This is a genomic window from Corallococcus sp. BB11-1, from assembly GCF_026626625.1.
GTDB classification, from domain to species: domain Bacteria; phylum Myxococcota; class Myxococcia; order Myxococcales; family Myxococcaceae; genus Corallococcus; species Corallococcus soli.
Genome location: NZ_JAPNJY010000025.1, coordinates 156,919 through 177,342 on the forward strand (window position 1 = coordinate 156,919; position 20,424 = coordinate 177,342).

Annotated in this window: 16 protein-coding genes; 2 read left to right on the forward strand and 14 right to left on the reverse strand. The window is 72.3% G+C overall.

The window, feature by feature from the left end:
• Window positions 1-22: 22 nt before the first annotated feature.
• The 3 genes from OV207_RS20560 to OV207_RS20570 all read right to left on the reverse strand — a co-directional run bounded on the left by OV207_RS20560 (window position 23) and on the right by OV207_RS20570 (window position 8,642).
• On the reverse strand, window positions 23-5,926 hold the full coding sequence (locus OV207_RS20560) for an Ig-like domain-containing alpha-2-macroglobulin family protein (RefSeq protein WP_267556817.1): 5,904 nt from the start codon (window positions 5,924-5,926) through the stop codon (window positions 23-25).
• A gap of 431 nt (window positions 5,927-6,357) precedes the next feature.
• Entirely contained in the window at window positions 6,358-7,596 is a 1,239-nt protein-coding gene (locus tag OV207_RS20565) for a hypothetical protein (protein ID WP_267556818.1), read from the reverse strand.
• Window positions 7,597-7,685: 89 nt separating this feature from the next.
• Complete coding sequence (locus OV207_RS20570) at window positions 7,686-8,642, reverse strand: SDR family oxidoreductase (protein ID WP_267556819.1); 957 nt, start codon at window positions 8,640-8,642, stop codon at window positions 7,686-7,688.
• A gap of 134 nt (window positions 8,643-8,776) precedes the next feature.
• On the opposite strand from OV207_RS20570, the gene OV207_RS20575 reads away from it, so the two are divergent.
• Window positions 8,777-9,751, forward strand: coding sequence for a helix-turn-helix transcriptional regulator (locus tag OV207_RS20575; protein ID WP_420715247.1), 975 nt, complete (start codon window positions 8,777-8,779; stop codon window positions 9,749-9,751).
• On the opposite strand, the gene lpdA is transcribed toward OV207_RS20575, so the two are convergent.
• Entirely contained in the window at window positions 9,748-11,145 is a 1,398-nt protein-coding gene (gene lpdA, locus OV207_RS20580) for a dihydrolipoyl dehydrogenase (RefSeq protein WP_193348542.1), read from the reverse strand. The genes OV207_RS20575 and lpdA overlap by 4 nt on opposite strands.
• Window positions 11,146-11,226: 81 nt before the next feature.
• On the opposite strand from lpdA, the gene OV207_RS20585 reads away from it, so the two are divergent.
• Window positions 11,227-12,357 carry a hypothetical protein gene (locus tag OV207_RS20585; protein ID WP_267556820.1) on the forward strand — a complete coding sequence of 377 codons (1,131 nt, stop codon included), beginning with the start codon at window positions 11,227-11,229 and terminating at the stop codon, window positions 12,355-12,357.
• 59 nt (window positions 12,358-12,416) lie between these two features.
• Here OV207_RS20585 and OV207_RS20590 read toward each other — a convergent pair whose 3' ends face one another.
• The 10 genes from OV207_RS20590 to hisG all read right to left on the reverse strand — a co-directional run bounded on the left by OV207_RS20590 (window position 12,417) and on the right by hisG (window position 20,275).
• A complete protein-coding gene (locus OV207_RS20590) occupies window positions 12,417-12,860 on the reverse strand; it encodes a DofB protein (protein WP_120537998.1) in 444 nt (147 codons plus the stop codon).
• Window positions 12,861-13,080: 220 nt separating this feature from the next.
• The gene (gene hisIE / locus OV207_RS20595) at window positions 13,081-13,698 is read right to left on the reverse strand and encodes a bifunctional phosphoribosyl-AMP cyclohydrolase/phosphoribosyl-ATP diphosphatase HisIE (protein WP_267556821.1); all 618 of its coding nucleotides are present in this window, start codon (window positions 13,696-13,698) and stop codon (window positions 13,081-13,083) included.
• A complete protein-coding gene (gene hisN, locus OV207_RS20600; protein ID WP_267556822.1) occupies window positions 13,695-14,477 on the reverse strand; it encodes a histidinol-phosphatase in 783 nt (260 codons plus the stop codon). Before hisN ends, hisIE begins: the two co-directional genes overlap by 4 nt.
• Window positions 14,474-15,235 (reverse strand): imidazole glycerol phosphate synthase subunit HisF, encoded by a 762-nt coding sequence (hisF, locus tag OV207_RS20605; RefSeq protein ID WP_267556823.1) that lies wholly within the window; start codon window positions 15,233-15,235, stop codon window positions 14,474-14,476. Before hisF ends, hisN begins: the two co-directional genes overlap by 4 nt.
• On the reverse strand, window positions 15,235-15,780 hold the full coding sequence (locus OV207_RS20610) for an imidazoleglycerol-phosphate dehydratase (RefSeq protein ID WP_267556824.1): 546 nt from the start codon (window positions 15,778-15,780) through the stop codon (window positions 15,235-15,237). Before OV207_RS20610 ends, hisF begins: the two co-directional genes overlap by 1 nt.
• Window positions 15,777-16,493, reverse strand: coding sequence for a 1-(5-phosphoribosyl)-5-[(5-phosphoribosylamino)methylideneamino] imidazole-4-carboxamide isomerase (locus OV207_RS20615; protein ID WP_267556825.1), 717 nt, complete (start codon window positions 16,491-16,493; stop codon window positions 15,777-15,779). The genes OV207_RS20610 and OV207_RS20615 overlap by 4 nt, the downstream gene beginning before the upstream one ends.
• Window positions 16,490-17,086 (reverse strand): imidazole glycerol phosphate synthase subunit HisH, encoded by a 597-nt coding sequence (gene hisH, locus OV207_RS20620; protein WP_267556826.1) that lies wholly within the window; start codon window positions 17,084-17,086, stop codon window positions 16,490-16,492. Before hisH ends, OV207_RS20615 begins: the two co-directional genes overlap by 4 nt.
• The gene (locus OV207_RS20625; protein ID WP_267556827.1) at window positions 17,083-18,120 is read right to left on the reverse strand and encodes a pyridoxal phosphate-dependent aminotransferase; all 1,038 of its coding nucleotides are present in this window, start codon (window positions 18,118-18,120) and stop codon (window positions 17,083-17,085) included. Before OV207_RS20625 ends, hisH begins: the two co-directional genes overlap by 4 nt.
• A complete protein-coding gene (gene hisD / locus OV207_RS20630; RefSeq protein WP_267556828.1) occupies window positions 18,117-19,421 on the reverse strand; it encodes a histidinol dehydrogenase in 1,305 nt (434 codons plus the stop codon). The genes OV207_RS20625 and hisD overlap by 4 nt, the downstream gene beginning before the upstream one ends.
• Window positions 19,418-20,275, reverse strand: a complete 858-nt coding sequence (gene hisG, locus OV207_RS20635; protein ID WP_193348531.1) for an ATP phosphoribosyltransferase — start codon at window positions 20,273-20,275, stop codon at window positions 19,418-19,420. Before hisG ends, hisD begins: the two co-directional genes overlap by 4 nt.
• Window positions 20,276-20,424 lie beyond the last annotated feature (149 nt).

A 20,424-nucleotide genomic window follows, 5' to 3' on the forward strand; every position in this document is an offset into this window, starting at 1 on the left:
CCACGAAGCGTGAAGCGCCGCATCACTTCGTCGCGACCTCTTCGGGCATCAGCACCGGGAAGCGCCCGCCCTCGGAGCGACCGAAGACCTCCGGCGCGTACATCTCCTCCGCCTTCGCGGGCTTGAGCACGAAGTCCCCCGGCGTCGTGGCCCGGGCGACGAAGCTCGTCACGTGCACGCCGGGCGGCAGCTCGTCCGCGAAGAAAATGACCCGGTCATCCCGCATCTCCGTGTGGTTGAACGGCGACCAGAAGCGCGTCACCCAGGGGCTGGCCGGCGCGTCCGTCTCCGACAGGTCCTCCCCGCTCTCGTAGTCGTAGCCCTCGCCGGGGCCCTCCTCCTCGCCGGAGCCCACCGGCCCGGGCAGCTTCGCGGTGGTGGCCAGCGACGTGTCCACCGCCTCCAGGCCCGCGGGCAGCGGCACGTCCACCACGACGAAGTGGCGGCGCATGGGCGTCGCCACGCGCACGCGCACGCGCACCAGCTCACCCGCGCGCGCCGCCTTCGCCTGACCGCCGCCGTCGTACGGCTCGAACCAGCGCTGGACGATGAGGCCCCGGTCCATCGGATCCAACGGCATCACCGCCGGCGCGTAGCGCAAGAGCGCCCCGTAGTAGAGGTTGCCCGTGCCGTTGACGCCGAAGGTCAGCGGCTGCGCCTTGTCCGCCGTGCCCAGCTTCTCCACCGGCACCTGCACCGTCTTCACGCCCAGGTCGCGGCCCTTGAAGTCGGCGGACGCGATCACCTGCCCGCCCAGCTTCACCACCGCCTCGAACTCCGGCACGGCCGTCTCCTTGCGGCGCACCACGTCCGACAGCGCCATCAGCGTGAAGGCCGCCTCCTGGGTGTTGCGGAACCGGCCATCCCCTTCGCGAGCGGACGCCAGGTAGCGGCCCATCTTCGACACGTAGGGGTGATCCGGCGTGACGCCCACCAGCGTCTGGAGCACCAGCGCCGTGGTGCGCGTGTCCGACGACCAGAGCGGCGCGTACGTCTTCGCGTCCGTCTCCTGGAAGTGCACCCCCGCGGCCGTCTCCTGCGCCTTGTTCAAGAGCTCCTGGAGGAGCCTCTGTCCCTGCGCGCGGTTGCCCTTCCCCACGAAGATGGCGTCCGTCAGCATCGCCTGGGAGAAGAGCGGCAGCGACTGCCGCTTCTCGAACAGCTCGTTGTAGTACGACGGCCGGGGCGAACCCGTGCGCGCCAGCGTGTAGAGCGCGAAGACGCGCGTCTCCATGTTCGGGGCCGCACAGCCCGAACCGCACGGGGTGCAGACGCCCGCGGCGACCTTGTCCGCCAGGAACTTCTTCGCCTTGGCGAGCCCTGCCTCGTTCACCGCGTAGCCCACCTCCTTCGCCCGCGCGAGCGCGAGCGTCGCGTACGCGGAGGCATACGGCGACGAGCACTCGCTGGAGGCCCAGAACCGGAAGCCCCCCTCGTGGGACTGGAGCGCTTCGATCTTGCGCACCGTCGCCATCACCACCGCGTCCGGATCCAACGTGCCCTGCGTCTTCATGGCGTCGTCACTGAGGAAGCCGCGCACGAACTCCTGCTTCTGCTCCTCCGAGCCGCCCGTCCAGGCCACCCCGAACTTGCCGGACAGCTCGCGCAGCGCGACGAACGGCACCAGCCGCGACGACATCTGCTCCAGGCAGCCGTAGGGGTAGTCCACCAGCTGGTTCATCGACTCCTCGAAGCCGCCCATCACCGTGGACGCCATCGTCACCGTGAGGCCGCCCACGCCGGGACGCACGCCGCCCGGCGGCTTGAGCCCCTCCACCCGCTCGCTGGTGGTGTCGCCGTAGGTGGCCACCGCCTCCAGGCCCACCGGGAGCTGCACGGGGATCTTCTGCTCCACCCCGTCCGTCTCCCCGCCACCCGCCACGGAGAAGCGCAGGACCGCGGTGCCGGGCTGCTCCGCCACGAAGGTGAAGCGCACCTCCCGGGCCTTGCCGTCCACCAGCGTCACCGTCTTCTCCGCCGGGCCCTCCACGCGCACGCCCGTGAGCTGCGCGGTGACCTTCGCCTCCTTGATGGCCGGGTTCGTGGTGTGGATGACGACACCCGCCTCCGCCTTGTCCCCCACGCGCACCATGCGGGGCAGCGCCGGCAGCGCCAGCAGCGGCTTGGCCACCTGCACCTTGCTCTCCCCCACGCCGAAGCGGTCCGCGTCCGTCACCGCGATGGCCATGATGCGGAAGGTGGTCAGGTTGTCCGGCAGCGTGAACTCCACCTTCGCCAGGCCCTGGTCGTCCGTCTCCACCGACTGGAACACCGCCGTCGTCTTGAAGTTGGAGCGGAAGCCGGAGCCCGACGTGTCCGAACCACCGGAGCCGCCCGGCCGCGCGCCCTTCTCACCGTACAGCTTGCGCAGCACCAGGTGGATGAGCGGCTCGCCGATGCGCACCGACAGGCCGCGCAGCGGGAACAGCTGCTCCACCGGATCCGGCGCCTGGTAGCCCGTCATGCGCAGCACGCCTTCGTCCACGGCCCACAGCGTCACCTCCGACTTCGCGCCCTTGCCCGCCGCGTCCTTCACCGCGACGTTCACCGTCACCTTGTCGCGCGGCCGCTTGTCCTGCGCGTCCGGCGTCAGCGCCACCGACAGGCGCTTCTGCTTCTTCTCCACCTTCAGCTCGGTGTAGCCCACGCGCACCGCGGGGCGGCCCGGGTCGTCCCCGGACTCGATGCCCTTGGCGGACTCCACGCGGCCCCGCACCAGCACCACGCCCACGAAGACGTTGGGGATGGCCCCGTCGCCCAGCGGGATGTCCAGCGCCGTGGCGCTGCCCTTGAGCTTCACGCGGCGCACGCTGAGCACGCCCTCGCGCTCCACCGTCACCAGCGCCTCCGCCTCCGGGTACGGGCTCTTCACCAGGATCTTCGCGGTGTCGCCCACGTCATAGAGCTGCTTGTCCGCCACCAGGTCGATGCGATCCGTGTCGTTGCGCTGCCACGACACCCAGCCGGAGCCGGTGACGTAGAGCGAGTCGCGCGTCGTCGCCTTGCGGCCCTTCGCGTCCGTCGCCACGGCCTCCAGCACGTACAGGCCGGGCAGGGCCGGGGTGAACCTGCACGTCTGCGGCGTGGCCGCGCTCTTCACCGAGCACTTCGACACCTCCAGCTCCACAGGCTCCGTGACGGTGAAGTACTGGCCGCCGTCGCCCTTCTTGCGGATGGACTTCCACTCGCGGCGCTTGACGTTCACGTCCACCGCGATGCCTTCCTGGCGCTGGCCCGCGGGCGTCACCGCCACCAGCTCCAGGGCCACCTCCTTGCCGGCCTCCGCGAAGCCCGTGGAGAGCATCCGCAGGCCCGCGTACACGTCCGCGGGGTGCACGGTGATGAGGTTGCGGTTGGCGATGCGCTGGCGGTTGACGTCCTCCACCTCCGCCTCCAGCGTGTACTCCCACGTCTTGCCGCCCGGCGTCTCCGCGGTGCCCAGCGCCAGCGCCAGTTGGCCCGTGGCGTCCGTGCGGCCGTCGCCCGTGGCGAACGTCTCACTGCTGTGCTCCGGCTGCTCGTCGTCCCACCACCAGGTGTTCACGCCGAAGGTGAACGCCTCGTTGCCCGGCGGCGTGAAGAAGGAGCTGACCCGGCCCACGCTCCAGCGCACCTGCGAGTTGCCCATGGCGCCGCCGAACAGGTAGCGCGCCTCCACGCGCGCGGTGAGCGCCTCGCCCGCCGCCACGTGCTGCTGGGGCACCGCCACGTCCACGCGGAACTGCGGCGCGCGGTACTCCTCCACGCGGAACATGCCGCCGTAGCTCACCGTCTCACCGGCGATCTTCAGCGTCGCGGCCACGTCGTAGAAGCCCAGCGGCGCGTCCGCGCCCAGCTTCATGTTCGCGCTGAACGTGCCGTACTTCGTGATGGCCGCTTCGCCCTGGAAGACCTTCTCGCCGCGCGAGCTGGTCACCGTCACCTGCGCCTTGGAGCCCGCGGGCGGCGACTTGAGCACGCCCAGCCGGCGGTAGCGCGTCACGCCCTTGAGCATCACCTCGTCGCCCGGGCGGTAGATGCCGCGGTCGGCGAACACGAAGCCCAGCCCCTCCGGGGTGAGGCCGTCCCACGCGCTCATCAGCGAGAACGCGCCGGGCGACATGCCCCCCTGCCACGTGGACAGCGTCACGCCGACGTCCGTGTCCTTCTGCGCGGACACCATGGCCCACGGCGTCTCCCAGCTCGACTCGCGCTTGACGCGGATGAGCTCCGACAGGCCCGGCACCTTCGCGAGCCCGTTGGCGTCCGTCTTGCCCGCCCAGTGCTCCGTGCCCTCCTTGTCCCACAGCGTGAGCTGCGCGTCCGGCACCGGCGCGCCCGTCGCGAGCGACGTCACCCACACCACGCCGGAGGTGGCCCCCAGCTTCGCGTGCACCGCCAGGTCCGTCACCTGCCCCACGATGCGGCGCGGGAAGCGCTGCTTGAGCACCGGCGCGTTCAGCCGCGCGATGAACAGGCCCGTCTTCGCGCCGCTGAACGCCTGACGCAGGTCGAACGGCACCGAGCGCTGCACGTTGCGCGCGGCCGTCGTGTCGACGGTCGTCCTGATGGGTTCGGTGGACGGCCACGCGTTGCCAGAGGCCAGCATCTGCGCGAGCTGCGAGGGCGACAGGGACCACAGCTCCGCCTCCACCTCCGGGACGTTGGTGACGATGAGCGGCAGCGAACCGTCACCCGAGGCCTCCACCAGCGCCTCGTCGGAGCCGGAGTCGAACGAGGGCTCCACGTCCGACAGCTTCACCTGGCCCTCGAAGGCGGGGCCCGTCTGGCCGAAGAGGTCCTTGTAGCCCGCGGCCACCTTGATCTTGTACGTGGTGCCGGGGCGGAAGCGGCCGGGCAGCGACACGTAGGGGTACCTCAGCTCCGAGCCCGACCACGGCATCTGCGTCTGGACGCGGTCCCAGTCGATCTCCGCCTTCGGCTCCAGCGTCACCTTGCCCTTGAGGGAGGTCACGTCCAGCTCGTTCGACGTGTGCAGGGTCAGCGGGCCGTAGGAGCACGGCTCGTCGCCCCAGGTGAACACGCACGCACCCGCGGACTCCACCTTGAGCGCGCCGTAGGTGGCGTAGCCGTAGCGCACGGCCTCCTCCATCGCCAGCGGGCCTTCCACGCCCGTCAGCGACCCGTCCACCACCAGGGTGAACCGGGTGCCGGGGGGCAGCTTCTGCGCGGGCTTCAGCTCGTACTTCACGCGCCGGTCCTGTGACTTGCGCTCCGGGCCGCTGCCCACCTGCGCTTCCTTCATGTCCGCGAAGGCCGTCTCCTTCACCAGCGTGAGCGGCACCGGGGCGCCGCCCGCCTGCTCCAGGCGCGCGTGCTGGGGCAGGTCCTTCACCTTCTGGTTGAACACCAGCGTGAAGACCTGCTCGGGCTGCAGCCAGCGGAACTCCTCCTCCGGCTGCGCGGACTGGAGCGCGGGGCGCGTCGTCTCGAACTCGAAGGTGTAGGGCGCATCCAGCGTGGTGCCGTCCATGGCCTTGAGGCCCGCGGGCACCGTCACCGTGTACCGCGTCGCCAGCTTCACGCCCGCCTGGGGCACGAACTCCACGCTCGCGGAGCCCACCCAGCGCCACTCGCCCTGCAGCGCGGGCTCAATCTTCGCGGGCGCCGCCAGCCCGCGCTCCTGGGCCACCGTGCCCAGGGCGATCATCGGCTTGGTGAAGGTGATGGTCGGCCGGATGTTGCCGTTCGCCTTGCCCTGGGGCCGCGCGGCCACGACGCTCAGCGGGCCCTGGTCCGCGAGCTCCGAAGGATCGATCTGGAGCGCGGGGGGCTCCGGCAGGGGTTCGACGGCGATACCGCCGGTCTTCGGGGACGAAGCCGACGCGAGGCCGGCATCCGGGACGCCATCCTTCGCGTCCTTGTCTCCGCGCGAACACGCGGTGACGACGAGGCACACGAGGGCGAGCAATGAAATTCTGCGCATGGTGGGGCTCACGAGGTTCCTGGGCGAGCACGCGTGGGCTCCACCCCGGAAAAATGACGCGAGCACCGTACCACGGGGCCCCCCACCCCGCCGTCACTCCCCCGGGCGGGGCTCCACTCCTCGGATTCCAAGCCTCCAAGAGCCGCGCCGCTGTCCTGGGCCCTGACGCGCGGAGGCATCCCGCTCCGGGGCTCCGGCCGCGAGGACGGACTCCGGCGCGAAGGACTCCGCGACCGCGACGACGAAGCCTCCCAGCAGCTTGCGCAGACGGGACTTCGGTCGGTGACGGGACGACGCCATGGGGCCTCCGGCTCGCGGGCCTGCGGGAGGCACCAACCATGTGAAGGGGGCCGGAGTGCGGCCATCGCCCCGGTGCGCAGGCTCCCTTTCGGTGACCGGACAGTGACGCGGCCCGCCGTCGGGAGGAGGCCTCAGCCGCCGCCGTACAGCGCGCCGCCGGCCAGCCCCATCAGGAACGCCACGGTGACGAGCAGCACCACCCAGCGCACGGGCACGGCGGCGGCGCGCGGCACCGGCTGCCCCACCATGGCCCGGGTGGGCGCGGATTCGTCCGGCACGAGGAGGCGGACCTGGATGGCGGACGTGCGCAGCACCTCCTCCACGTCGGTGAGGAACTTGTCGTATTCCTCGGGGATGAGCTCCAGCGGGGTGCCGTGCTGGAACTCGTAGCGCTTCGCCACGGCCTCGTGGTTGCGCAGCGAGGCCTGTCCCTTGGCCACGTCCACCCAGCCCGCGACGACCGCGGGCGCCGTCCCCTTGCGGTCCACCAGCGAGATGGCCTGGCGGGCCTGCTTGCCGCCCGCGGTGCTGGGGCCCTCGGGTTCGTCCACGCGCAGGACGCGGTGCGGGGTGCGGCCGTAGATCTTGTGCTGGAGTTCGGCCTTGAGGCGCTCCGCGAGCAGCGCCGAGTGGGTCGCGAACATGGTGCGCAGCTCGGCCGTCTCCGGCTCCCCCGCGCGGCTCGCGGCCTGCGCGGAGGGCAGGGGCGCGAGGATCAGCTCCTCCTGCCGCCCTGTCCTGGCCGCGCCACGGCCCTCGTCGTTGCCGCCGCGAGCCTCCGGGCCGCGCCCCAGCCGGGGCGGTTCGGCGATGCGGGGAAGCTCGGGCGCACCGTCCAGCTCCGCGCCCCGCCCCGCGCGGATGATCTCCGGCAGGCCGAAGCCCTCCTCCCGGGGATTGCCGCGAGCCGGCTCGGCGGCGGCCCCTCGCGCGGACTCGCCGCCGCGGGCCGGTTCCGCGCCACCGCGACCGCCACGATGGCCCCTGCCTGCGTCCTTCCCCTCCCCCGGGGCCCGGGCACGGGGCGGCGGCGCCAGGGGCTCCGACACGCGGGTCTCCAGCGGCAGGTCCTCATCCGGTACGGGGGGCGGCGTCATCCGGCTCTCGTACCCGGCGAGCTCCGACGCCCGGATGTCCGCCCCCGTGGTCGGCGCGACGCGGGTCTGGTTGCCCCACGACTTGCGCCCGGAGCCCCCCCCGGATGACTTCAGCTCCGGGCCGGCGTCGGACGTCCGGGGCGACGCAGGAGGCAGCTGGGTCGTTTCGGTGCGGACCTCTTCCGTCTCGTCCAGGTCGTCGAGCGGCGCGACGCGGGTCTCCTCGACGGGCTCCGCCTCCGAACCGCGGTTCCTGTTGTGCCCCTTCGCCATGTGCGCGCCCTCTCGCGCGGGACCATACCGCGTTGCCCGGGCTCGGGGGGATGGCCCGCTCCCCAGAGGGAGCGGGCGCCCGGCACCGCTCAGTAGACGGGCCAGTCGGGGAGCGCGATCTCGATGGGGCCCCCGAACCAGGTCGAGTAGGCCGCGTCGTCCGCGACGGGGTAGCGCTTGCCGTAGGTCTTCTCGAAGTACTCCGCCCAGTGCGGCTGGGAGCCATCCAGGTCGGTGAAGCCGTACTCGCGCGCCAGCGTCCACGACGCGACGACGCGCCCCGCCCGCTGGTGCACGTGGGGGTCCGCCGCGAGCGCCGCCACCGCGCGGCCCACGAAGCTGGGGGTCTCCGACGCGATGAAGTCCGGGTGCACCTTCGCCCCGTCGCGCCAGTTCGCCTCCTTCACCCCGAAGCCGTCCAGCATCTCCTCCGAGCGCAGGAAGCCCGGCGTCACGGCGAGCGCGGTGACGTTCGTGCGGCGCAGGTCGCGCGACATCGCGAAGGCCAGCCGGATGACGGCCATCTTCGTCACGTCGTACGCCAGCGCGCCCCGGTAGCCGAAGTGGTCCCCGTCCGTCACCTCCACGATGAGCCCCCGGTCGCGCTCCAGCATCAGCGGCACCGCGTGGCGGCTGGTGATGACGTGGGTGACGATGGCGCGCTCGAACATCAAGCGGGCGTTCTGGGCCGTCTGCTTCCAGAACGGCACCCCCAGCTCCGCCAGGGACTCCCCGCCCCAGATGTCGTTGACGAGCACTTCCAGCCTGCCCGCCTCCGCGCGGATGCGCTGGCACAGCGCCTCCACCTCCGCCTCCACGGAGTGGTCCACCCGCACCGCGATGCCCTTCCCGCCCCGCGCGGTGACGAGCTCCGCCGTCTCTTCAATCGTCTCCGGCCGGTTCTCTCCGCTCGCCGGCCGCCCCCGCACGCTGCGCCCGGTGCAGTACACCGTCGCGCCCGCCTCCCCCAGCATCGTCGCGATTCCACGCCCCGCGCCCCGCGTCGCGCCCGCGACCAGGGCAATCCGTCCTTCAAGTGGCTTCATGGTGGTCCTCCCCTTTGCAGCCTCCACCCTGCGCCCCCAATCCTGACATCCCCTGTCATGATTGCCGGACGAAGCTGTCCGCACCCGTTGATGGAGGACACCCCCTGCGCGCCGACCGACTCGTGCACCTGCTGATGCGCCTGCAATCCCGCCCCCACAGCACCGTGGGGGCGCTGGCCCGGGAGCTCCAGGTGTCCAGCCGCACCGTGCACCGCGACCTGGACGCGCTGTCCGGCGCGGGCATCCCCGTGTACGCCACGCGCGGCGCCGCGGGCGGCGTGGCGCTGATGGAGGGCTGGCGCACGCAGCTCACCGGACTCACGCGCCCGGAGCTCCAGGCGCTGGCCACGGTGGGCGCGCCAGGCGCCCTGGAGGACCTGGGCCTGTCCGCGCCCCTGCGCACGGGCATGGTGAAGCTGGCGGCGGCGCTCCCCGCCCTCCAGCAGCCGGCGCTGGAGCACGCGCGTCAGCGGCTGCTCGTGGACGCGTCCGGGTGGTTCACCGGCCGCGAGCCCGTCCCCCACCTGGGCGCGCTGCGCGACGCGGCCTGGCAGGACCGGCGCGTGTCGCTGAGCTACCAGGACTTCGACGGGGCCAGCACCCGCCGCGTGGTGGATCCGTACGCGCTCGTCATCAAGGCGGACCGCTGGTACCTGGTCGCCGGGACGGACAAGGGCCCCCGCGTCTTCCGGGGCGCGCGCATCGGGGGCGTGCGGCTGCGGCCCCAGGGCTTCACCCGCCCGGCGAAGTTCGACCTGCCCGCGTTCTGGAAGGACTGGTGCGCGAGGTTCGCCGTCGAGCGGCCCCGCTACGACGTCGCGCTGCGCTTCACGGCGGAGGGGGAAGCGGCGCTGCGCAAGCTGCGTCCCCCGGCCGACGGTGAGCGCCTGGACGCGGCGCCCGCGGCACGCGGAGGGAAGCGCGAGGCGACCCTGGACTTCGAGCGGGAGTCCATCGCGGTCTCCCAGCTGTGCGAAATCGGGGCGGGCGTGGAGGTGCTCGCCCCGGAGTCGCTGCGACGACGGCTGGCCGCGCTGGCGGCCTCACTCCAGGCGCTCTACGGCGGCCCCGGGACTGCTCCGGGCCGCCGTGCGCGCCGCGCCCGCTAGAAGTGCAGCGGGTGGCCCAGCGTGGCCTCGGCGCCCTCGTGCATGATCTCCGAGAGCGTCGGGTGCGCGTGGATGGTGTGCGCCAGCTCCTCGGTGGTGATCTCCAGCTTCATGGCGACGCAGGCCTCGGCGAGCAGCTCCGTGGCGTGCGGCCCGATGATGTGGATGCCCAGCACCTCGTCGTACTTGCGGTCGGAGACGATCTTGATCATGCCGATCGACTCGTTGGAGATGGCCGACTTGGTGACGGCGCCGAAGGGGGCGATGCCCACCTTCACGTCGTAGCCGCGCTCCTTGGCCTTCTTCTCCGTGAGGCCCACCGACGCGACCTCCGGGTAGCAGTACGTGGCCGACGGCGTGAGGTCGTAGTTGATGGGCGCGGGGTTCTTCCCGGCGATGTGCTCCACCACCATCACGCACTCGGCGCTGGCCATGTGCGCCAGCATCGGCGTGGGGATGACGTCCCCGATGGCGTAGACGTTGGGCTCGCTGGTGCGGCACTGCGCGTCGACCTTGATGAAGCCGCGGTCGGTCTGCACGGCCGTCTTGTTGAGGCCCACGTCCTCCGTGACGGGCGAGCGGCCCACCGCGGACAGGAGGATTTCGGCCTCCAGCGTCTTGGTCTCCGAGCCCACCGTCATGGTGACCTTCACGCCGTCCGCCGTGTGCTCCACCTTCTCCACCTTGGCGCCGGTGTGCACGTCGATGCCGCGGCGGCGGAAGATCTTGTCCAGCTCCTTGGACACGTCCGCGTCCTCGATGGGGAGGAGCGCCGGCATGTACTCCACGATGGCCGTCTTGCTGCCCACGTGGTTGAACACGGAGGCGAACTCGCAGCCCACCGCGCCCGCGCCCAGGACGATGATGCTCTTGGGGATGCGGTCGATGGTCAGGATGGAGTCACTGTTCATCACCCGCTTGTGGTCCACCTGCACGTTCGGCAGGGACTTGGGCACGGAGCCCGTGGCGATGATGATGTTCTTCGTCTCCAGGGTCTGCTTGGAGCCGTCCTCCGCCGTCACCTCCACCTTGCCCTTCCCGCTGATGCGACCATGGCCCTTCACGACCGTGATCTTGTTCTTCTTCATCAGGAAGTCGATGCCGTTGGCACCCTTGGTGACGACCTTGTCCTTGTGCTTCTGGGCGTTGGCCCAGTTGACGGTGGGGTTGGCCGTGTCGATGCCGAAGTCCGCCGCTTCCTTGATGTGGTGGAAGAGCGACGCGGTCCACAAGAGCGACTTCGTCGGGATGCAGCCGCGATGCAGACAGGTGCCGCCCAGGCGCTTGTCCTTCTCGATGATGGCCGTCTTCAGCCCGAGCTGGGCCGCGCGGATGGCGCCCACATAGCCGCCAGGACCCGAGCCGATGATCACCAAGTCGAAAGTCTCAGCCACGCACGCCTCCGTCATTAATTTTGGATGGAACTCGCGGGCGCTGATAACCCCCGGTCCCGGTTGGAATCAAGGAGTTTGCTCGTGCGCCGCTTCCCACTTCATCGGCTCCTGTTGATGGTAGTAGCGCTGCTGGCCTTCGGACGCCTGTATTACGTGACCCACCGCGACATGCCCGCTCCCGCCCCCCGGAAGGGACCGGCCGCGCTGCCCACGCCGCCCGACCTGGGGCCCGCCGCGTGTCGGAGCCTGGACGCGGTGCTGGCGGACGTCCTCCAGTCCGACGCCGGCACCTCCCCCGACGCCCGGGACGCCGGCACCGCCTGGAGCGCCGCGCACCGCCAGCTGGGGGACTGCCCCACCCCCTCCGCCGAGGCCTGCGCGAGGGGCGCCGCCCTGGCCTCCCGCGCCCCGCCCGTCGGAGGCGACGCGGTGCCCCGGGCCATGCTCACCACCCTGTGCGAGCGCTGCGCGCCCCAGGACAACCCCTGTGGGCACGCCGTGACGCGCGCGTTGCAGGAGGCGGCCCGGCGCGGGAACCCGGATCTCCAGGAGGCCCGCTGGAGCCTGGAGCACGCGGGCGCGGCCATGGGCGCGGCCTGCCAGGAGCTTGCCCGCCTGGCCGTGGGGCCCGCCGCCCTGTCCGGGCCGGACCTGGAGCCACCCCTGCTGGCGCTGGCCGAGGAGCTGGCGCCCACCTGCGTCCAGACGGAGCAGCTGCCCGCGCCGCTCCTGAGCGCCGCGGCGGTGCAGCAGGGGGCGCGGGCGCCCCGGCTCGCGTCGCTGTTCACCGGCCGCATCGTGGAGACGGCGCCCATCGAACCGGATCAGCAGAGCGGCCCGGGGGATGCGTTCCGGGCGTTCGATCAGGACGAGCTGTCCGGCGTGAAGCTGCCGGTGGGGACGGGAGCCGGGGCGGACGGGGCCCTGCGCCTGGGCTACGCGCCGCCGCTGAAGCAGGTCGTGTCGTTCCAGGTGCGCGCCACGGGTCCGGGCACGCTGCGCGCCCTCGTCCGCGCGCCGGAGGGCGTGGGACGCAAGGATGGCCAGGGCGATGCCTTCCACGTCGACCCGACCGTCTGCCGCTTTCGCGGCACGGGCGCGTGGGAGATCTGCAAGCCCGCCGTTCCGCTGCTCGACGTGGACGCGGTGAGCGTCCTACCGGAGCGGCCGGGCGTGGAACTGAAGGAACTGGAAATCATCGGCGCCCGGTAACGCGGGCGCCAGCGATCACGCGGCGTCGGAGTGGGGCTCCGACGTCGCTCGCGTGGAACTCAGGCGATGAGGCCACGCTCGCGCGCGGTCTTGAAGATGCCGGACGCGTCGCGCTTCAGCGCGGTGGAGACGTCCTTCACGATGGCGTCCGCCGACTTGGCGACCGACAGGTAGTTGTCGAACGTGCGCGTGAGGATGAGCACGCCCGAGATGATGACTCGCTGGAGGTTGTGCTGCAGGTCCGTGCCCTCGTACACCAGCCAGGACTGCTCACAGAACCGTCGGCCCTCGGCCACCATCTGGTTCAGGTGCGCGCGCTCGGTCGCGTCCGGAACCTTGGCCTTGGGGCTGATGGAGGCGATGTACAGCACGTTCGTCCCCAGCCGCTGGGTCGCCTCCTCCATCTGCGCCATGATGGCCGCGACGTCGTCCTTCGTCGGCGGGTTGTGCCAACGAGAGAAGAACACGCGGTCGATGAGTTCGGATTGGTACGTGGAAGTCACGAATCCTCCGGTGAAGCGAACGCTGAGAACTGGGGCGCCTCGTTAGGCGCGGCCCGCGCCGCAGGCCGGATTCTGTACCAGGATCGCAAGGGCGGTTGAAGAGTAGCGGACACACTCATGTACCTTTGGGGCGCCTGTGTGCCAGCCACGCTGTCGAGCTGCAGTACAGGTGGACAACTCCGGCTGGGTCGCAACCGACACGCCCCCTTTTTCGGGCTGCTCAGCCCTTGGAGGGCTGTGCACGGGCCGCCAGCACGGCCTTCACGTCCTCCAGCGTGAGCCCCAGCGGGCGGATGGCGACGAGCAGGTGGTAGAGCAGGTCGGCTGCCTCCTCCGCGGCCCGGGGTGGATCCGCATCCGCGCAGGCCGTCACCAGCTCCGCGGCCTCTTCGCCCAGCTTCTTCAGGCGCAGGTTCCGGTCGTCCAGCAGCCGGCGCGTGTAGCTGGCCTTCGCTCCGTCACGGGCGGCGTCATCCGCGCGGGCCGCGAGCGTCGCGTCCAGGTGCGCGAGCGCGTCCCAGCGGCCCTCACCGAAGCAGGTCTCCTCGCCGGTGTGGCACGCGGGGCCGGCCTTCTCCACGCGCGCGAGCACCGCGTCGCCGTCGCAGTCCGCGCGCAGGGACACGACCTTCTGGGTGTTCCCGCTGGTGGCGCCCTTGTGCCAGAGGCCGCGCGTGCGGGAGCGATAGTGCATCTCTCCCGTGGAGAGCGTGCGCTCCAGGGCTTCGCGGTCCGCGTGCGCCACCATCAGGACGTCGCCGGTGCGCGCATCCTGCGTCACCACCGTCACCAGCCCCTGGCCCTTGTCGAAGTTCAACGCCGCCACGTCCAGCTTCACGGCCTGCCTCCCGCGCCCAGCACGTCGCGCACGCGCGCCGCCAGCGCCGCGTTGGTGGCGATGCCGTCTCCGCCGAACGCCGTGCGGCTCCCCTTCCAGTCGGTGAACACGCCGCCCGCCTCCTCGATGATGGGTTGCAGCGCCGCCGCGTCCCAGGGCGACAGGCCCTCATCCACCATGACCTCCGCGCGCCCGGTGGCGACCAGCAGGTAGCCGTAGCAGTCGCCCCAGGTGCGGCACAGCGCCGCCTGCCGCGACAGCTCCCGCCAGGCCGCGCCCTTCGTGGGGTTCTGGAGGAAGCGCTCGTCGGTGCTCAGCACCACGGCCTGGGACAGCGAGTCCTGGGTCGACACGCGCGCGGCGGTCCCGTTCCAGAAGCAGCCGAGGCCCGGGGAGGCGACGAGCAACTCGTTCACGGCCGGGAAGTACGCCGCGCCCGCGAGGATGCGCTCGCCCTCCGCCACCGCCACCAGCGTGCCCCACAGCGGCACGCCCCGGATGAAGGTCTTCGTCCCGTCGATGGGATCCAAGATCCAGCGGCGCCGCGCGCCCGGCCGCGTCTCACCGAACTCCTCGCCCAGGAGGCCGTCCTGGGGGAAGCGCTCCTCCAGCCACTGGCGGGCGGTCCACTCGGCGGTGCGATCCGCCACCGTCACGGGGGTTCCGTCGCTCTTGGTGTCCACGGCGATGCCGCCGCGGAAGAAGCCCAGCGCCACGTCACCGGCCTTGCGCGCCACGTCGGCGGCGGCCTCCATCAGGTCTCGGGGGTCCGCATTCATGTCGTGCTCCGGATGGGAAGGCCGCTGTCACGCAGCAGGGATTTGAGGGCGCCCACGGTGGTGACGCCGTCGTGGAGGATGCCCGCCACCAGGGCGGCGTCCGCTCCGCCAAGCGTCAGCGCCTCGCGGACGTGCTCCGCGCGGCCCGCGCCGCCGGAGGCGATGACGGGCACGTCCACCGCGTCCGCCACCTCGCGCGTCAGGCCCAGGTCGTAGCCCGTGCGCGCGCCGTCACGGTCGATGCTGGTGAGCAGCACCTCGCCCGCGCCGCGCCGCACGCACTCCCTCGCCCAGGCCACCGCGTCCAGATCCGTGGGGCGACGGCCGCCGTGCGTGAAGACGCGGTAGCCGGCCCCGTCCCGCTTCGCGTCGATGCTCGCCACCACGCACTGGGCGCCGAAGCGCTCCGCACAGCCGGTGAGCAGCTCCGGCGTGGCCACCGCCGCGGAGTTGATGCTCACCTTGTCCGCGCCGGCCCGGAGCGCCCGGGCCACGTCGTCCACCGTGCGCACGCCCCCGCCCACGGTGAGCGGGATGAACAGGCGCTCCGCCGTGCGCTGGACCAGGTCCCACAGCGTCTCGCGCTCCTCCGCGCTCGCGGAGATGTCCAGGAACGTCACCTCGTCCGCGCCCTCCTCCTCGTAGCGCAGCGCCAGCGCCACGGGGTCGCCCACGTCGCGCAGCCCCTCGAACTGGACGCCCTTCACCACGCGCCCTCCCTTCACGTCCAGGCAGACGATGAGCCGTCGGCTGAGCATCACGTCACCTCCAGGGAGACACTGCCCTTCATGCTGAAGACGACGCCGGAGTCCACCATCGCGTCCCGCAGCGCGAGCCCCAGGGCCTTGAAGGCCGCCTCGGTGAGGTGGTGGCTGTCCCGGCCGCGCAGCACGCGCAGGTGCAGCGTGATGCGCGAGTGCTCGCAGAACGAGCGCATCCAGTGCTCATACAGCCGGTTCTTCAGCGGCCCCCGGTAGTAGAAGCGCCCGCCCGCGTCCAGGCACGCCTGCACCAGCGCGTCGTCCATGGGCACGGTGCGCTCGCCGTAGCGCGCCGCCGTGGCCGGCACCACACGCTGCACCGCGGTGCCCAGCGTGATGGCCACGTCCTCCATCAGGTGGTGGCGCAGGTCGCCCCGTGCGTGCAGCGTCAGCTCCAACCCCGCGTAGCGCGCGAAGGTGGCGAGCATGTGGTCGAAGAACTTCAGGCCCGTGTCCACCCGGGCCCCCCCCGTACCGCGCGCCAGCTCCACCGTGACCTGCGTCTCCTTCGTCTCCCGGACGACCCGCGTGCCCGTGCTCATTCCGCGAACTCCTGCGCGACCGCGCGCGCGTCCAGTCGTCCCGTGTACAGCGCCATGCCCACCACCGCCCCGTGCGCACCCACCTTCGCCAGCGCGCGCAGGTCCTCCAGGGTCGTCACGCCCCCGGACGCATAGAGCCGGTGCCGGCCCGTGCGGGCCACCTCCTCCATCAGGGGCAGGTCCACGCCCCCCAGCTGCCCTTCCTTGTGCACCGCCGTCACGAGCATCCCGCCCAGCGGCAGCGGCTCCAGCGCGGCCAGCACGTCGCGGATGTCCCGGGCGCTGCCCGACGTCCAGCCGCGCGTCACCACCTCCCGCCCCTTCACGTCCGCGGCCACCACCACCCGTCCCGGGAAGCGTGCGGTGACGTCGGTGAGCCACGCGAGGTCTTCAATGGCGCGCGTGCCCACGACGACCGACGAGGCCCCCGCCGCGAGCACCGCCTCCACCCGCGCGCCGTCGCGCACGCCGCCGCCCACGGTGAACGTGAGGCCCGGCGCGTGCGACACCAGCCGCGTCACCACCTCCGCGTTGGAGCCCTTGCCCAGCGCCGCGTCCAGGTCCACGACGTGGAACGTGCGGAAGCCCAGGGCCAGCCACTGCTTCAATGCGTCCAACGGATCATTCACGCGGACGCGCTCCTCCGCGTAGGAGCCCCCCACGAGCTGTACGCACGCGCCCTCCCGCAGGTCGATGGCTGGAATGGCGATCACGGCGCCACCTCCGCCAGGAACGCCTGCACGAAGCGCACGCCCGCGCGCGAGGACTTCTCCGGGTGGAACTGCACGCCCAGCACCTTCCCGCGCCGGACCGAGGCGGGGAACCGGTCATCCTCGTGGGTCGTCCAGCCCACGACCTCCCGGGAGTCCGCCGCGCGGCAGACGAAGCTGTGCGCGAAGTACACGGAGGCCAGCTTCGCGGACTCCAACGCCCGGTCCTCCTCCACGTCGTTCCAGCCAATCTGCGGAACCTGCCGCGCGGTCAGCCGCGTCACCCGGCCCTGGAAGTAGCCCAGGCCCAGGCCCGCCCCCTCGTCGCTCTCCTCGAAGAGCAGCTGCATGCCCAGGCAGATGCCCAGGCAGGGCAGACCCGCGTCCAGCGCCCGGCGCATCGCCTGGCGCCCCGGGGCCAGCCGCGCCGCCGCCGAGCCGAAGGCGCCCACCCCCGGCAGCACCAGCACGTCCGTGTCGAGCGCGCGCAGCGGATCCTCCTGCACGCGCACCTCCACGCCCGGCGCCGTGACGAGGGCCTTCACCAGCGAGTGCAGGTTGCCGGCGCCATAGTCGAACAGGGTCACCCGCTTCACAGCGCCTCCTGGAGCGCCTTGAGCGCCGTCGCCATCAGGGGCCAGGGAGCGCTGCCGATGCGCAGCGCATCCCCCACGCCCACGAGCCCTTCGAACACCCGCACGTTCACGTTGCGCTCCCGCATCGCCTCCCCCACCCGCCGCGCCTCCGGCACGGGGACGAGGAGGAAGTTCGCTTCCGAGGGCAGGGGCTCCAGGCCCAGCACCCTCAACCCACCGCGCAGCCGCTCGCGGTTCTCCACCGCCTCCGCCGCGCAGGCCTCCATCCACGCGGTGTCCTCCGTGAGCGCGGACACCGCCACGGCCTCGCCCAGCGCCGTGTGCTTGTACGGCCCCCGGGCCTTCTCCACCTCCGCCACCAGCGAAGGGGCCCCCACCCCCCAACCCACCCGCAGGCCGGCCAGGCCGAACGCCTTGGACATCGTGCGCGTCACCAGCACGTTGGGCCGCGTGCGCGCCAGGTCCAGGAAGTCCCCTCCCCGGGTGAACTCCACGTAGGCCTGGTCGATGACCACCACCCCCGGGGCCCGGTCCACCAGCCGCTCCAGCGCCGCGCGCGAGGCCACCGTGCCCGTGGGGTTGTTGGGCGTGCAGACGTAGAGCAGCTTCGCGCCCGTCGCGAGCAGCCCGTCCACATCCAGCGCCAGGTCCGGGCGCAAGGGCACGGGCACCGGCCGCAGCGCGCTCAGCCGGGCGAACAGCGGCACCATCACGAAGGTCGGATCCGGGAACGCCACCGCGTCCCCCGGCTCCAGGAACGCGCGCAGCGCGCAGTCGATGACGTCATCCGAGCCGCACCCCGTCGTCACGTTCTCCACCGCGACCCCTGCATAGGCGGCCACGGCGCGCTTCAGGTCCGGTGCGTAGCTCGCGGGGTAGCGCGCCAGGGACTGAAGCCCCTCCTCGCGCAGCACGCGCTCCGCCGACGGCGGAGCGCCGAAGAGGTTGGTGTTGTCGCTCAGGTCCACCCGGCAGCGCTTCCTCGCGGGGGAATACAGGGGGATGTCCCGGTATGTGTCGCGGAAGGGAATCACGGCAACCTCCAGGCCCGCGCCGCGTCCGCGTGGGCGAAGAGGCCCTCGCTGTCCGCCAGCGCCCCCACGTCGTCCGCCATCGCCGCCGCGGCTTCCGGCGTCACGCGCTGCCACGTCGTCCACCGGTAGAAGTCCAGCACGCTCAGCCCCGAATAGGCCCGCGCGAGCCCCGCCGTGGGCAGGACGTGGTTGGCGCCCGTCAGGTAGTCCCCGAAGGCCACCGACGCGCGCTGGCCCACGAACACCGTGCCCGCGTTGCGCACCTTCGACAGGTCGTCCTCGGCCGTCGCCGTCGCGATCAACAGGTGCTCCGGCGCGAACTCCGCGACGAAGGGCCACGCCTCCTCCAGGGAGTCGATCCGCAGCACCGCGCCCCGGCTCCCGAGCGCCGACAGCACGATGTCCCCCCGCTTCGCGGCCCGGGCCTGACGCTCCACCGCGTCCCGCACCTCCTGCGCGAGCGGCGCGCCCAGCACCAGCGCCACGCAGCACGCCTCCGGATCATGCTCCGCCTGGGCCAGCAGCTCGCGCGCCACCGCCTCCGGACGGGCGCTGCCGTCGGCGACGATGAGGATCTCGCTGGGCCCCGCCGGCGCGTCGATGGCGACCGCGTCCACCACCTGGAGCTTGGCCGCCGCGACGTACGCATTGCCCGGCCCGACGATGCGGTCCACCCGGGGCACGCTCCGGGTCCCATATGCCAGCGCCGCCACCGCGCCCGCCCCGCCCAGCGCGAAGACGCGATCCGCGCCCGCCAGCGCCGCCGCCGCGAGCACCCCCGCGCTCGGCAGCCCGTCCGGCCCCGGCGGCGAGCAGACGATTGTCTCCCCCACCCCCGCCACCTTCGCGGGCACCACGCCCATCAGCACGCTGCTCGGGTACACCGCCCGGCCGCCGGGCGCGTACACCCCCACCCGGCCCAGCGGATCCGGCCGCCGGCCCACCACCACGCCGGGCTCCGTCTCCACCTCCATCGCCAGGGGCCGCTGCGCCGCGTGGGCCCGGGCGATGTTGCGCGCCGCGCGCTCCAGCGCCGCGCGCACCCCGGAAGGAAGCGACTCCAGCGCCGCGTCCCACCGCGCGCGGGGCACCTCCAGCGCCTCCAGCTCCACGCGGTCGAACTGGCGCGCGAAGTCGAACAGGGCACGGTCCCCTTCCTCGCGCACCCGGGCGATGATCGCCTGGACGCGGGCGGCCACCTGCGTGTCGCTCTCCGCGCCGCCGCGCTCCAGCAGCCGGCGCCGCGCTTCGGACGTCAGGGCGGCCAGGGCGCCCTGGTACTTCAGGACGGTGGCGCTCATGCCATCAACCTCTCGATGCGCGTGACGAGGATGCCCTGCCCGCCCAGGGCCTTCAGGGCGTTCACCGTGCGGTAGATGGTGCGAGACGACACCACCGCGTGCACCGCGACGAAGCTGCCCCCGTCCATCACGTCCACCACCGTGGGGCCGTTGAGGCCGGGCAGCACCTCGCGCACCTGCGCCAGGGACGCCTTGGGCACGTTGGCCATCAGGTAGCGCCGGCCCCTCGCCGCCAGCACCGACGACAGCGCCTGGGTCAGCTCCTCCAGGGAGCGCCGCGCGTCCGCGCCGTTGCCCGGATACGCCACCAGCCGGGCGCTGGACTCCAGCACCGTGGACACCTCGCGCAGGCCGTTCATCTTCAGCGTGGAGCCCGTGGAGGTGAGGTCCACCACGATGTCCGCGATGCCCAGGTGCGGGGCGATCTCCGCCGCGCCGCTCACCGGCACCACCGTCACGCGCTGGCCCCGCTGCTGGAAGTAGCCCTGCGTCAGCCGGGGGAAGCAGGACGCCACCCGCATCCCGTCCTTCACGTCCTCCACGCGGGTGATGCCGCTCTCGTCGCGCGCGGCCACCACCAGCCGGCAGCGGCCGAACTCCAGGTCCATCAGCGACTCCAGCGTGCGGCCCGCCTCGTTGACCAGGTCCCAGCCGGTGACGCCCGCCTGCGCCGCGCCGTCCGCGACGAACTCCGGGATGTCCTGGGCACGGACGAAGATGGCCTCGAACTCGCCGCCCAGGGACGCGGTGAGGGCCCGCTCGCCGCGGCCGCGGACCTCCAGGCCCGCGTCGTTGAACAGCTCGCGCACTTCCTCGGACAGACGGCCTTTGTTGGGCAGGGCAATCTTCAACATGGGTGGCTCACGGGCGGGACTGCGAGGGGACTGGAAGGGGGAGCGGAAACGAAAAAAGGCCCGTCCTGGGGGGACGGGCCTTCGATCACTGCGGCATCTGCCGGAGGAGGTGCGCTTCTAGTGCGTCACCCAGGCATGCGCGCGGCGAA

Excerpts from the sequence above, each read along its gene's own strand:
- OV207_RS20560 (WP_267556817.1), bottom strand. The coding sequence starts at position 5,926 with ATGCGCAGAATTTCATTGCTCGCCCTCGTGTGCCTCGTCGTCACCGCG.
- OV207_RS20565 (WP_267556818.1), bottom strand. The coding sequence starts at position 7,596 with ATGGCGAAGGGGCACAACAGGAACCGCGGTTCGGAGGCGGAGCCCGTC.
- OV207_RS20570 (WP_267556819.1), bottom strand. The coding sequence starts at position 8,642 with ATGAAGCCACTTGAAGGACGGATTGCCCTGGTCGCGGGCGCGACGCGG.
- OV207_RS20575 (WP_420715247.1), top strand. The coding sequence starts at position 8,777 with ATGCGCCTGCAATCCCGCCCCCACAGCACCGTGGGGGCGCTGGCCCGG.
- hisN (WP_267556822.1), bottom strand. The coding sequence starts at position 14,477 with ATGAATGCGGACCCCCGAGACCTGATGGAGGCCGCCGCCGACGTGGCG.
- hisF (WP_267556823.1), bottom strand. The coding sequence starts at position 15,235 with ATGCTCAGCCGACGGCTCATCGTCTGCCTGGACGTGAAGGGAGGGCGC.
- OV207_RS20610 (WP_267556824.1), bottom strand. The coding sequence starts at position 15,780 with ATGAGCACGGGCACGCGGGTCGTCCGGGAGACGAAGGAGACGCAGGTC.
- hisD (WP_267556828.1), bottom strand. The coding sequence starts at position 19,421 with ATGAGCGCCACCGTCCTGAAGTACCAGGGCGCCCTGGCCGCCCTGACG.
- hisG (WP_193348531.1), bottom strand. The coding sequence starts at position 20,275 with ATGTTGAAGATTGCCCTGCCCAACAAAGGCCGTCTGTCCGAGGAAGTG.